The sequence below is a fragment of the Vibrio cholerae genome (assembly GCF_008369605.1).
GTDB lineage: Bacteria > Pseudomonadota > Gammaproteobacteria > Enterobacterales > Vibrionaceae > Vibrio > Vibrio cholerae.
In genome coordinates this window covers 888003-901590 of record NZ_CP043554.1, presented here as the reverse complement: position 1 = coordinate 901590, position 13588 = coordinate 888003, and the positions used below count along the sequence as shown (strand labels likewise).

The window sequence follows — 13588 nt, the reverse complement described above, 5'->3', positions numbered from 1 at the left end:
CGCGATGCAAGTATCCCTAAACCCTGAGTGGTTAGCTCGTAACAACGATGAGCACAAAATTCGCCGCAACGATCATCGCAGTCCATTTCAGCGCGATCGCGCGCGTATCCTCCATTCGGCGGCTTTTCGGCGCTTGCAAGCCAAAACCCAAGTCCACGGAACGAGCTTGAATGACTTTCATCGCACTCGCCTCACCCATTCACTGGAAGCAGCGCAAATCGGTACCGGCATCGTCGCGCAAATTAAACTCAAACAACCGGAATTTCGTGAGCTATTACCCTCTGACAGCTTGATTGATTCGCTCTGCCTTGCGCACGATATCGGCCACCCTCCTTACGGGCATGGCGGTGAAATTGCCCTCAATTATATGATGCGCGATCACGGTGGCTTTGAAGGCAATGCGCAGACTTTTCGGATCGTCACCAGCTTAGAACCTTACACTGAACATCACGGCATGAACCTGTCGCGCCGCACGCTACTCGGGCTTTTGAAATACCCAGCTCTGCTGAGTGCCACGCGTGCCGCTACACCACCGCCTTCGGTCGCCCACCAACGCCAACTGAAAGCTAAAGATTGGTCGCCCGCAAAAGGCATCTACGATTGTGATCTCGCGAGCTTGGACTGGGTGCTGGAGCCGCTGTGTGAAAGTGATCGTGAATTGTTGGGACAAATGCGCGCAGAACCAAGCTCCCCCAAAGAGCACCGTAAAACTCGCTTTAAATCGCTCGATTGCTCGATCATGGAACTGGCGGATGACATCGCTTACGGCGTGCATGATCTGGAAGATGCGATTGTGCTGGGTATGGTAACCCGCGCGCAGTGGCAAGAAGCCGCAGCAGCGCAGCTTGCCGAGTGCGGCGATCCTTGGTTTGAAGAGCATATTGCCGAGCTCAGTGAGATGCTGTTTTCTGGTAAACACTATGTGCGCAAAGATGCGATTGGCGGCATTGTGAATGCGCTTTTAACCAGTATCAGCGTTAAGCCAGTTGAAGCGCCCTTCCATAATGAACTGTTGGCGTTCAATGCTTATATCGAGCCGCACATGGGCAATGCGCTTGAAGTACTCAAACACTTTGTGAGTCAATACGTGATTCAAATTCCGCAGGTACAGCGCTTTGAATACAAAGGCCAGCAACTGATCATGGATTTGTTTGAAGCGTTAAGTGCTGACCCTGAGCGACTACTGCCACAAGCCACCGGCGAAAAGTGGCGCAAAGCCCAAGAACAAGACGAAGGCATGCGCGTGATCTGCGATTATATTGCCGCGATGACGGATGCGTACGCGCAGCGACTGCATCAGCAGCTCTTCTCGGCGCAGAGTCATTACTGACAGTAATTTCGCTCGAAAACGCCTTCTGGCATCTGATCGATCTGATATTGAATCATGGCATCAAACACCTTGAGCAGTGGTGAAAAGTCACGCTCAGGTTGCCATTGTTGGAGCAGATGATACCCCGCCTCCACAGTCGAAAGCGCGGTATCATCCGGCGCTTTACGAATTCGGTAATGTCCAACACACTCGTCCGGCAAATGTAGGCTCGGTAAGTCATGCAGTTGAGTGTTGATTTGCCACATCTTGTAGGCTTTTTTCCACGTCCCATCGAGCAAAATCACCCGCGTTTTGCGCGCTGTCGTGAGGCTTATCTTTGTGCACTCTTGCGCGTGTTCATTCGGATAAAGCACATAGTGGTCCACATCCGGCTCTGCCAGCAGTTGGTTTAACTCGTCATGCTCACGAAAATCTTCGCCCACCAATAGCCGACAATTAGCCAATGACAAGCTGAGAATGCGCGCGGTACCGAGTGGGCGCTTTTGTTCCGTTGGGTGCTGAAGAATGATAAGCTCAACCGCACTTTCCAGCGCGACAATGGACGGACACAAGCACGCTTTACGCGCTTTACCACACTCTGAACAATAACGAGACATGACGTGAATCTTTACCTGCTGTTATTGGCAATAAGCCTGTTGAGTTTAAGTTTGCAGTGGCCACCACTGCATGAGCTGACTCTGTGGCACTTCAGCGCCATAGAACAAGGTCAATGGTGGCGCATCCTAACAGGAAACTTCGCACACACCAACTTTGCCCACTGGGCGATGAACCTTGCCGCATTATGGATCATCAGCTTTGTGTTTAAACCCACGGCTCGTCAGCTGCTGATCCCTCTGCTACTGACTAGTCTTGCGGTGGGAGTGATGATTCTCGCCTCCGACATGCAGTCTTATGTTGGGCTCTCTGGCACCTTGCATGGTCTCTTTGCTTACTACGCGCTGAATGAAGCCCTTAATGGACGACGCAGCAGTTGGCTGTTAGTGCTTGGCGTTATCGGAAAAGTTGCGTGGGAACTGTGGTTTGGCGCATCCGCTAGCACCGCAGAGCTGATTGGCGCACGAGTAGCGACGGAAGCCCATTTGTCCGGTTTAATCAGTGGCTTATTACTCAGCGTCATGCTGTTTAGCTTGCGAAAGAGAGTGCGAAAAAAAGACTAGGACTTCAATTCACACCTACATCGTTTAGCTATTCATATTCAAAACCACTTGGCGCGGTAGGGAAGCGAATAAACGTCACCAAAAACGCTGCGCCAAGTCGGAAGGGGATTATTTCGAGACGATCGTATTGAGCTTCTCGCCAAGTAATGGCAAACGCCACCCTTGCATTAAATCAGGCAACCGGGCTGGATCGCGGTCGCGCTTCCACACCCAACTTAGCAGTTGGTTAAGCTGCTTTTTCGAGGCCAGAAACTCGGTCGCAAGGCCACTGGTGTTCGAAACACTCTTTACTTCATCTTTCAAACGTTTGAACAACTGCTTGTAACCTGGGTATTCCATGATCGGTACGATTTCTGGCGGGTAAGCATCGGCTGGAGTTTCCAGCGCCGTTTTCACCATAGCAATAATTTTGCTGCTGTGACGACGGATTGCGTGCGGATCAACCCCCTCCTCTTCCATGCGTTTCGGACTGCGTAGCGCCAAACGCGAAATGGTCAGTAAGTCCGTTTCTTTAATCACGAAGTTCAGCGCCAAATCTCGATTTACCGCTTCATGGTAACGCCATGTTGCTAGGGGTTTGAGGATCGCCAGCTCTTTAGGTTTAAGCTGCCAAGCCCCTTTGATGTCTAAGTAAGCGAGCTCTGGGTTGCTGACTTTAGTGCGCTTGGCGACTTGCAGTTCACTTTCTTGCAATGCCGCGTCCCACCAGCCGGCTTGGGTCACTCGCTCGACCAGTTTTTCGTACATCGGTAGCAGATAGAACACATCGGCCGCGGCATATTCCAGTTGCTTGTCACTCAGAGGGCGCGCTAACCAATCGGTGCGCGATTCGCTTTTGTCTAGCTCAACTTGCAGTTGGTCTTGCACTAACGCCGCAAACCCAGTGGATAAACCGTAGCCCAAAAACGCGGCCATAATCTGAGTATCCACCATAGGGAAAGGCGTGCAGCCAAACGCATTCTGGAACACTTCCAAATCTTCGCCACAGGCGTGCAGCACTTTCAATACCGAAGTGTCTTGCAATAACTCGACAAACGGCGTCATTTCATCCAGCACGGTGGGATCAATCAGCGATAGGTTTTCCCCATCAAACATCTGGATCAACCCCAGTTGCGGAAAGAAGGTGCGGGTACGGACAAATTCGGTATCCAGCATCACCACATCCGCATCACGGGCAGCAAGACAGACTCGTTGTAGATCGCCAAGTTGGCTAATAATTTGATAATTCACAGATAACTCGCAGTTGTTGCTCAAAAGAAGAGAGACTTCTTTTGAAAGAAAATGCCGGCAGCTAAGGCCGGCATTCTAAAATTAAAAAACACTCGCAGCTGGATACAGCTTATGCGCTTTGCTTCGCCTTTGCTGCCAACTGTGCGTCATTTTCTTCACGCAGCACACGACGCAGGATTTTGCCCACGTTGGTTTTTGGCAGGTCGTCACGAAATTCAACCAGTTTTGGTACTTTGTAGCCAGTCAAATGCTTACGACAGTGAGCAATTACTTCGTCTTTGGTCAAGCTTGGATCGCGCTTCACCACATAAATCTTCACCAATTCGCCAGAAACATCGTTAGCCTGACCAATCGCTGCGACTTCTAGCACTTTGCCGTGCAGCGCCACCACATCTTCGATTTCATTCGGATAAACGTTAAAGCCTGAAACCAGAATCATGTCTTTCTTACGATCAACAATGTGGATCAAACCTTGATCATCGAATTTCACGATATCGCCAGTTGAAAGCCATCCCTCAGCATTGAGCACTTCTTTGGTCGCTTCAGGGCGCTGCCAGTAACCTTGCATGACTTGTGGACCACGCACTTGTAGCTCACCAACTTGATCGTTAGGCACCACATTACCCGCATCATCCACAATCCGCACTTCGGTTGACGGTACTGGCAAACCAATCGCGCCCGTGTAATCCGTCAAATCGTATGGGTTGCCGGTAACCAGTGGCGAACACTCGGTCAAACCATAGCCTTCGAGTAAATGGACACCGGTAGTCTTTTTCCAACGCTCGGCAACAGCGCGTTGTACTGCCATACCGCCACCAACTGCTAGCTTCATATTTTTGAAGTCGAGCTCGTGGAAATCTTCGTTATTCACCAGCGCATTAAACAGGGTGTTTACACCGGTAATGGCTGTAAATGGGTACTTTTGCAGCTCTTTCACAAAGCCCGGAATATCACGCGGGTTAGTGATCAATAAGTTGCGGCCACCCATTTCAATAAACAGCAAGCAGTTTACGGTTAAAGCAAACACGTGGTACAGCGGCAATGCGGTGACCACCAACTCGCGACCCTCTTGCAGCACAGGGCCGTAAGCGCCTTTGGCTTGCAGCACGTTTGCGACCATGTTGCGGTGCGTCAGAATGGCGCCTTTCGCCACACCGGTTGTACCGCCGGTGTATTGCAGGAAGGCAATGTCTTCACCGGACATAAACGGCTTCACATATTGCAGACGGCGGCCTTTGTGCAGCGCTTTACGCATCGAAATCGCGCCCGGTAGATCGTACTTAGGTACCATGCCTTTGACGTATTTCACCACGAAATCGACAATTGTGCCTTTGGCGCGTGGCAGCATCTGTCCAAGACTGGTCAGCACCACATGCTTGACCTGTGTATTGGCAACGATCTGCTCTAAGGTGTTAGCAAAGTTTGAGACGATAACAATCGCGCGCGCATCCGCATCATTCAACTGATGCTCTAGCTCTCGCGGAGTGTAAAGTGGGTTGACGTTCACTGCGATCATGCCAGCACGCAGAACACCAAACAGCGCCACAGGGTATTGCAGCAAGTTCGGCATCATCAGAGCGACACGGTCACCTTTTTTCAGCTTGAGATCGTTTTGTAAATAAGCCGCAAAGGCGCGGCTGCGCTCTTCCAGCTTACGGAATGTCATCACCGCGCCCATGTTCATGAAGGCTGGCTGATCCGCGTACTTATGTACCGATTGTTCAAACATTTCGACCAGTGATGGGTACTGGTCAGGATTAATGGTTTCCGGTACGTCTTTCGGATAACGTGAAAGCCAAGGTTTATCCACGGTAATACTCCTCGTTATTGGCTGGCGCTATTCTTGTTGTTGTCATCATGCAGTAGTCATGCAAATGCTGACCGCTATTACAGCACAGCCGAGGTGCTTGAGCACGTAACTCTCAAACACTTGTTTAAATTTTGTTAACTAAGCCAAAAATCAATTCCGCGACCGCTTGAGGTTGCTCTAAATGGCAGTGATGCCCGCCCGTCACCGTTGCTATGGGGATGGTCGCAAACTCTGGGTTTTGTGCTTGTTGCTTGAGTGTGGCAAACCCCTGCGAGCCCAAAATCACCTGCTGCGGACAACGGATTGATTCACGCACCTGCGCGGCGTGTTCCGGCGTCATGCGATATAAAGAGTCCGCCTTGAGCTTAAGATCATGCCGCCAGAACCACTGCTCGTCATGCTGATAAGTGCCACGTTCGACCAACGGACGCAGCAATTCAGCCGGTAACTGATTGGCCAAAGCACGATGACGCAGTGCATGTTCAAAGCTGGCATACCCACGAGGTTTAGCGTTGCGCAACGCATGGCGCGAGCGTATCCCTTGCCGCAAACGCGTGACACTGTGCGTGGCAGGTTCAGAGAGTGGTCCGAAGCCTTCTATCTGCACTAAACCGCTGACTTGCTCGGGAAAGGCGGCACTATAACAACTTGCGATTAAAGCACCAAGCGAATGCCCCACTAGCACTGGTTTGTTTGGCGATAAGTTGAGCAACAGCTGATCGAGATCATCGATATAGTCGTGAAATGCAGAGTAACCCGCTTTGTGGCTAGAGAAACCGTGACCGGGCAGATCAACCGCGCATAGATGTAGCTTAGGCGCCAGCGCATGTAGCGCAGGCATCAGTGACAAGAAACTCGCGGCGTTATCCAGCCAGCCGTGAATAAAAATGACCGAGACTTCGGCCATTTTTGCATTGCCCACTTCAATGGCCGCTAATTGGCCTTGTTCGAGCTGATAAGTGGTTGAAATAGAGTTCATTTAACTTCTTGAATGATCTTACCGTCCCGCTCAGGCATCGTCCTTGGCCAACAGTAGAAACCGCGACAAGGGAACATGTAAGGCCCAATATCATCGACTTCGACTCGCTCTTCCACTCGCCACAAATGGTAACCTTGCGCATTCATCACCGGATAAGTATGTTCATAGTCACCAACTTTGCCTTGTTCAGATGGCGCTGTCGTACCATAAAGCGTGAGCAAGCGACCTTCCCCATAAGTGATTGGGTCCAAGAATCCCGGCACGTAAGCGACAAAGCGACCTTGCGGCTCTTGATGGATGTTGGGACGCCCTGCGCTATCAATCGGTAAGTTGACCAGCTCAACGCGGGTGCGATCTTTTTGGTTGCTGATGTTGGCAACAACGCCGCCCATTCGAACGGGTGATTGCGTAGCTGGATCGCGCTCAAGCCAAGCCGAATATTGAGTCACAACGCTTTTATCATCGGGATTGCCCAACTCAGGTGGCAAGCTCGCACAAGCAGACAGCAGCAGAGCCATGGTAGGTATGAGTAATTTCAGCACAGTCATCTTCATCGAATTCACCTCAGTTTTAGATGTAGATATCGACCCCAAGTAGCTGCGCAAGTTCCTCTTTGCGCGCTTGATTCATTATATTCAGGTACTCTTCCATCGCTTTACGACCCCGCCCTTCAGGCAAATCGTACTGCACTTGCGCGCGATGGATGTCCGACTCATTGACCTGACGGATCGATTCCGCTACCGCCGTCGCGACTTTGCTGGTCGATGAAACGCTTTTGCCACTCTCGCTCTGACTGACCTCGCCCTTTTTCCCCGTTTTCGAGGTTTTATTGGTGCCAGGCAGTCGCGCCGGAGGTAATCCATTAATTGAAACCATACTGTTCCTATTCGTTTGCGAGTGAGTAAGCGCTCATCTTCTGCCTGACGGTTTTAGCCTTACTCGCGACCCGGCAGTTTTTTCCAAGCCACAGTATCGCGCAGATACACAGGGCTTGCCTGCTCCACACTCACTTGATTGCCTTGCGCTAATTCGAACTGAGCCAAATAAGCCATATCTTGCGCATCAGGGTAAAGCACTTCGCTGGTTTGCAGTTGCAACGGCAGATCCGCCAGTGCGGGATAAGCATCCCAACCCGTTCCGGCGGTCGCCCAAATCTGCTCATCTTGGGTTAAATCATCTTGGGTCAAGGTCTGCGCTAACAGCGCAGGTGCAATCACACACTCCGCTTCCGCGGCTTGCCAACTGCCATCTTCTTGACGCACATAGCGCCCCCAATACACTTCTTCCATGCGCGCATCAATCGCGCTGGCAACATGGGTTAACCCCTGCAAGCGATACGCCGCTTGCGCCATCGCCGCTAAGGTCGAAATGCCAATCATCGGCAGATCTGCCCCAAAGGCTAAACCTTGTGCAATTCCAATGCCAATCCGTACCCCAGTAAAACTTCCCGGGCCACGGCCAAAAGCCAAAGCATCCAATTCTTGAAGCGTTACGCCTGCTTCTTTTAAGACTTCGTCCACCATAGGCAATACTTTTTTGGTGTGATCACGCGGGGCGATTTCACTGCGTGAATAAACGGTATTGCCGATGAGTAGCGCGACGGAACAGCGCTCGGTGGCCGTATCTAAGGCGAGAATTTTTACGCTCATGAGTCTCTCTGATTGATTTCAGTTATAGCTAATTGTTGTAGAAAAGTGGTGACGACGTCCAGATCCCGCGTGCGCGGGATTGGCGGTAAACTGGCGAGAAACACGCCACCATAATCGCGTGTGACCAGTCGATTGTCACAGATGATCAACGCGCCTTTATCATTTTTATCGCGGATTAACCGCCCCACACCTTGCTTTAAGGTGATCACCGCTTCGGGCAGTTGCACCTGCGCAAATGGATCGCCACCGCGCAAACGACAATCTTCAATCCGCGCTTTGAGCAACGGGTCATCCGGTGCGGTAAACGGCAATTTGTCGATGATAACACAGCTTAAAGTGTCGCCTCGCACATCGATCCCTTCCCAGAAAGCGCCAGTTGCCACCAACAGGGCATTGCCCAGCTCCATAAATTCAGCCAACGTTTTCTGCTTACTGGTTTCTCCTTGCATCAACACTGGCAAGGTCAAACGTTCACGAAAACGCTCGCCTAGATCGCGCATCATGCTGTGCGAGGTACATAAAAAGAAACAGCGCCCTTGGTTATGTTCGATCACTGGCGCGAGCATGCGTACCAGTTTCTCAGCAAGGCCGGGACTGTTCGGCTCGGGTAAATAGCGCGGCACGCACAAGACCGCTTGCTGCTGATAATCAAATGGGCTGACCAGCGAAAACTGCGCACTCGGCGTCAGCCCTAGCCGCTCAGTAAAATGGCTGAAATCTTCGTTGACCGCTAAGGTGGCGGAAGTGAATATCCACGCGCCCTCTTTTAGCGCAATCTGTTCACGAAATTTATCTGCTACCGACAGTGGGGTAATGTGCAAACTGAAATGGCGCGGCGTGGTGTCATACCAATAGGAATATCCAGTGACAGAAACATCACACACACGGCGAATGCGGCCTAAGATCAAAGTTGCACGTTCAAATGCCGTATCCAGAAGCTGACTGCGCCCCAAAGCCAGCTTGAGCACATCCAACGCAAATTGCAGCGCTTCATTGAGCCGTTCCACTTCCCTTGCGACGGTCGGCACTTTCAGCACTTCACGCCAGTTGCCACGATAGCCCGGCTCGCCAAGCACAATGCGCAAATCCATCGCAGCCTGCACTAGCTTATCCGACACTTTTTGTAGCTGGCGCATGTCTTTCGCTTCGGTGCGATAACCGAGTTCAATATCTTTCGCCAGCTCTTGCACTTGGCGACTCGATACCGACTGACCAAAATATTGGCTCGCGATATCCGGCAGTTGGTGCGCTTCATCGAAAATAAACACTTCGGCTTCAGGAATTAACTCACCAAAGCCCGTCTCTTTGATCGCCAAATCGGCCAGAAATAGGTGATGGTTCACCACGACCACATCGGCATCCATCGCGCGACGACGCGCTTTGGAAACAAAGCAGTCTTGGTAGCTGGCACACTCTTTCCCTAAGCAGTTGTCGTTGGTTGAAGTAATGGTTGGGATGATCGGGCTATCTTCCGCCAAATCATCACATTCACCTAAATCGCCGCTCTGGGTACTGGATGCCCAGCTGCGTACTTTCACCAGTTGAGTGAGCAGCGTGGGATCAGATTCGGGGGTATGGCTTTCGACCATTTGCCGACTTAGGCGGTCAAGACAGAGATAGTTTGCACGCCCTTTGAGCAGAGCGACTTGGCCGAAAAAGCCTAACGCACTGACCATTAAAGGCAAATCGCGATGGAAAAGCTGCTCTTGCAGGTTTTTAGAACCGGTACTGATGATCACCTTTTTGCCACTGAGCAGCGCAGGCACTAAATACGCGAAGGTTTTGCCGGTTCCGGTACCCGCTTCAACCACTAATTGAGATTGGTTGGTGATAGCACTGGCGACCGCTTTCGCCATATCGACTTGTGCTTGTCTGGGTTGAAAGCCCGGAATGGCTTGGCCTAAAGCGCCTTGCTGGGAAAAGGTTTTTTCAATCATGCCAGTTCGTTGTGCAACGGAAATGGCGCGATTATGGCAGGTTTTCAGCAGCGGTGCGAATGACAATCTCATTCACACCGCAGAGAAAGATTTACTTGCGATTGAGATAACGGGCAAGCCAAGGTGGAGCATCATAACCCGATGTCGGGGTGATGGTCATGGCTTTGGCTGCTTCAGAAGGAGAGGCGCGGTTTTCCCACATCTCTTCCAAAATATGCTCATCCATAGGCTGATCCCCGAGCAGTGCCTCTACCCGCTCGACATACAATTTACGTGCGAGAAGTTCTTTATCCATATCCAACCCCTTACTACTCTCAACAATAAGAAACTACCTACTCAATGCACAATGAACCTAAGTATTACTTGGCTAAAGCGATTGAATCTATCTTGATAATAGATTAATTATAGGTGCGTATTTGCGGGCTGGCTCACCGTTCAGCCGCCTCCGATTTGTTTTTTAGAATGAAAAAATTCGCTAGCCCCAGACTGGCTGAAATGGCAAAAAATAGCCTTGTTATTTCAAAGAGAAAGGGGATTTTTATTTTTGCATGGAAGTTGTTATCAATGGAAAAAAAAACCCTGCTGACGCATTGTCCTGATGCGCCGGGACTGATCTCCAAGATCACCAATATTTGTTACAAGCATCAACTCAACATCATCCACAATAATGAATTCGTGGATAATGCCAGCGGTCATTTTTTCATGCGTACCGAATTGGAAGGTTATTTCAATGACGCAACGCTGCTGGCCGACCTCGACCATGCTCTACCTCAAGGTACTAGGCGTAAACTGATCAGTTCGAGCCGCAAACGCATCGTCATTCTGGTGACTAAAGAAGCTCACTGCTTAGGCGATATTTTGATGAAAAACTACGATGGTAGTCTCGATGTGGATATTGCTGCGGTAGTCGGCAACTATGACACGCTGCAACGTTTGACTGAGCGTTTTGATATTCCTTACCACTGTGTGTCCCATGAAGGTTTGTCGCGTGAAGCTCACGAACAGGCACTGTTAGATGTGATTGACCAATATCAGCCAGATTATCTGGTTCTCGCCAAATATATGCGTGTGCTGACACCTGCGTTTGTGGAGCGTTTTCACCATAAAATCATCAATATCCACCACAGTTTCTTGCCCGCTTTTATCGGTGCGAAGCCGTATCAGCAAGCCTATGAGCGCGGTGTAAAAATCATTGGTGCAACAGCGCATTTTGTGACGAACGATCTCGATGAAGGACCGATCATCAAGCAAGACGTGATTCCGGTCGATCATACCTTTAGCGCGCAAGATATGGCGCAAGCTGGGCGCGATGTGGAGAAAAATGTGCTCAGCAAAGCACTCAATAAAGTGCTGAATGATCATGTATTTGTCTACGGCAACAAAACTGTCATTCTGTAATTTCTATTTTCCAATCGGAAACAACAAAGGGCACTGAAGTGCCCTTTGCCGTTCATGGTTTTCACTCAACAAGTTACAAACGCACCGCCAGTTCCACACCTTGACGAATCGCGCGCGCAGCATCCAGTTCTCCGGCGACATCCGCCCCACCAATCACATGCAGCTTATCTCCCAGCTCAGCCCACTGCGCCTCAAAAGGACGCACGGATTCTTGACCTGCACAAATCACCACACTATCAGCATCAATCAGCTCTGATTTTCCATCACGCTCAATATGCAGACCTTGCTCATCGATTTTCTGATACTGCACGCCACCAACCAAATGCACACCGCGTTTTTCTAACGTGCGTTTATGGATCCAGCCCGTGGTTTTACCCGGCCCTTTACCCACCGCGCCTTTGCGCCGTTGCAGCAGCCAGACTTCACGCTCACTGGTTGTCTCAGGATATGGGTACAAACCGCCGGGGTGCTCGATGGCTTTATCAATCCCCCATTCGTATAACCAATCATCTAAAGTTTGATCTTTCGGCTCGGTGAGCATGCTCGCCACATCCACCCCAATACCGCCAGCGCCGACAATCGCGACCTTTTGGCCTACGGGTGTCTTTTCGCGAATTAAGGTTTGGTAATCAACTACTTTTGATGATTCACTCAGCCCCGCTAGGGCGATTTTGCGAGGTGTCACGCCCGTGGCGATCACCACTTCATCGTAGCCACGCAGATCGCTAAATTGCACTTCACAACCCAGATGCAACTTCACGCCAGTTTGATCAATCCGGTTAGCAAAATAGCGAATGGTTTCCCGAAACTCTTCTTTGCCGGGGATCTGCATCGCAAGACGGAATTGGCCACCGATTCTGTCGTTTCGTTCAAACAGATCCACTTGATGACCACGCTCTGAAGCGGTCGTCGCAAACGCTAAACCGGCAGGGCCAGCACCGACAACCGCAATTTTTTTGCTCTGCGCGGGTTTAACCACAATCTCAGTTTCATAACAAGCGCGCGGGTTCACCAAGCAGCTCGCACGTTTGCCACGAAAGACGTTGTCCAAACAAGCTTGATTACAACCAATACAGGTATTGATGAGCGCGCTCTGCCCTTCTTGCGCTTTGCGTACAAAGTCCGCATCGGCTAAAAACGGGCGCGCCATCGACACCATATCCGCCTGACCACTCGCCAAAATTTTCTCCGCTTGCTCCGGCGTGTTAATGCGGTTACAGGTCACGACAGGCACTTTTAAATAGGGTTTGATCTTCTCCGTCACCCAGCTAAAAGCGGCACGCGGCACTTGGGTCGCTATTGTGGGAATACGCGCTTCATGCCAGCCGATCCCGGTATTGATAATGGTGACACCCGCCTCTTCTAAGGCTTTGGCAAGCACCACCACCTCTTCAAAAGTGCTGCCCTGCTCCACCAAATCGAGCATCGACAGACGAAAGATAATGATGAACTCTTTGCCAACCGCTTCACGGATAGCTTTAACAATTTCAACTGGAAAACGAATGCGGTTTTGATAACTGCCGCCCCACTCGTCGTAACGCATGTTGGTGCGCTTACAGATGAACTGGTTAATCAAATAACCTTCTGACCCCATCACTTCGACGCCATCATAGCCCGCCAGTTGTGCAAGCTCGGCGCTATTGGCGAAGTCTTGGATGGTATTGCGGATTTGGCGAGTGCTCATTTCACTCGGGGCAAACTTGGCAATCGGTGCACGAATCGCGGAAGCACTTTGTGAAAATGGATGCATCGCATAACGCCCCGCATGCAGCAGTTGCAAAGCGATTTTAGCGCCATGACGGTGCACCGCTTCTGTCACCACTTTATGGGCTTTGGCATGCTTAGTTTTGCTAAATTCAGCGCTGAATGGGTGCAGACGGCCGCGCAAGTTAGGCGAAAAGCCACCCGTCACAATCAAGCCTACGCCACCTTTGGCTCGTTCTTCATAAAAGGCCGCCAGCTTGTGCAGCCCTTCCTTATTTTCTTCTAAGCCAGTATGCATAGAGCCCATCAACACACGATTTTTGAGCTGAGTAAAACCAAGATCGAGAGGCTGAAATAGATTTGGGTACATAGCGACTTCACTTTGCTTCTTATT

The 13588-nt window shown here is 50.7% G+C and carries 13 protein-coding genes; 3 read left to right on the top strand and 10 right to left on the bottom strand.

From position 1 onward, the window contains the following. The first annotated feature begins 4 nt into the window (after positions 1-4). Complete coding sequence (locus tag F0316_RS04350) at positions 5-1330, top strand: anti-phage deoxyguanosine triphosphatase (RefSeq protein WP_095461977.1); 1326 nt, start codon at positions 5-7, stop codon at positions 1328-1330. Here the strand turns inward: F0316_RS04350 and F0316_RS04345 are convergent. Beyond that, positions 1324-1926 (bottom strand): tRNA-uridine aminocarboxypropyltransferase, encoded by a 603-nt coding sequence (locus tag F0316_RS04345; RefSeq protein WP_044126398.1) that lies wholly within the window; start codon positions 1924-1926, stop codon positions 1324-1326. The two genes, F0316_RS04350 and F0316_RS04345, sit on opposite strands and share 7 nt — an antisense overlap. Before the next feature lie 3 nt (positions 1927-1929). On the opposite strand from F0316_RS04345, the gene rrtA reads away from it, so the two are divergent. After that, entirely contained in the window at positions 1930-2487 is a 558-nt protein-coding gene (gene rrtA, locus F0316_RS04340) for a rhombosortase (RefSeq protein ID WP_149560236.1), read from the top strand. Between the two features lie 108 nt (positions 2488-2595). Here the strand turns inward: rrtA and rnd are convergent, their stop codons facing one another. From rnd to F0316_RS19830, 8 genes are all read right to left on the bottom strand, one after another. Beyond that, on the bottom strand, positions 2596-3717 hold the full coding sequence (rnd, locus tag F0316_RS04335) for a ribonuclease D (protein WP_069213134.1): 1122 nt from the start codon (positions 3715-3717) through the stop codon (positions 2596-2598). Positions 3718-3826: 109 nt separating this feature from the next. Continuing rightward, positions 3827-5527, bottom strand: coding sequence for a long-chain-fatty-acid--CoA ligase FadD (fadD, locus tag F0316_RS04330; RefSeq protein ID WP_000360594.1), 1701 nt, complete (start codon positions 5525-5527; stop codon positions 3827-3829). 124 nt (positions 5528-5651) lie between these two features. Then, positions 5652-6506: an alpha/beta fold hydrolase gene (locus F0316_RS04325; protein WP_148523525.1), complete on the bottom strand. Its 855-nt coding sequence runs from the start codon at positions 6504-6506 to the stop codon at positions 5652-5654. Continuing rightward, entirely contained in the window at positions 6503-7060 is a 558-nt protein-coding gene (locus F0316_RS04320) for a Slp family lipoprotein (protein WP_000784639.1), read from the bottom strand. The genes F0316_RS04325 and F0316_RS04320 overlap by 4 nt, the downstream gene beginning before the upstream one ends. A 16-nt stretch (positions 7061-7076) precedes the next feature. Continuing rightward, a complete protein-coding gene (locus F0316_RS04315; RefSeq protein WP_000253640.1) occupies positions 7077-7382 on the bottom strand; it encodes a hypothetical protein in 306 nt (101 codons plus the stop codon). 59 nt (positions 7383-7441) lie between these two features. Continuing rightward, positions 7442-8155, bottom strand: a complete 714-nt coding sequence (gene tsaB, locus F0316_RS04310) for a tRNA (adenosine(37)-N6)-threonylcarbamoyltransferase complex dimerization subunit type 1 TsaB (protein ID WP_000111650.1) — start codon at positions 8153-8155, stop codon at positions 7442-7444. Beyond that, positions 8152-10092 carry an ATP-dependent DNA helicase gene (locus F0316_RS04305; RefSeq protein WP_032474876.1) on the bottom strand — a complete coding sequence of 647 codons (1941 nt, stop codon included), beginning with the start codon at positions 10090-10092 and terminating at the stop codon, positions 8152-8154. The genes tsaB and F0316_RS04305 overlap by 4 nt, the downstream gene beginning before the upstream one ends. A gap of 91 nt (positions 10093-10183) precedes the next feature. Then, the gene (locus F0316_RS19830; RefSeq protein WP_000356701.1) at positions 10184-10387 is read right to left on the bottom strand and encodes a hypothetical protein; all 204 of its coding nucleotides are present in this window, start codon (positions 10385-10387) and stop codon (positions 10184-10186) included. Positions 10388-10656: 269 nt separating this feature from the next. Between F0316_RS19830 and purU the strand changes: the two genes are divergently transcribed. Then, entirely contained in the window at positions 10657-11490 is an 834-nt protein-coding gene (gene purU, locus F0316_RS04290) for a formyltetrahydrofolate deformylase (protein ID WP_000412706.1), read from the top strand. A 73-nt stretch (positions 11491-11563) separates the two neighbouring features. Here purU and F0316_RS04285 read toward each other — a convergent pair whose 3' ends face one another. Further along, positions 11564-13564, bottom strand: coding sequence for an NADPH-dependent 2,4-dienoyl-CoA reductase (locus F0316_RS04285; protein ID WP_000283414.1), 2001 nt, complete (start codon positions 13562-13564; stop codon positions 11564-11566). Positions 13565-13588 lie beyond the last annotated feature (24 nt).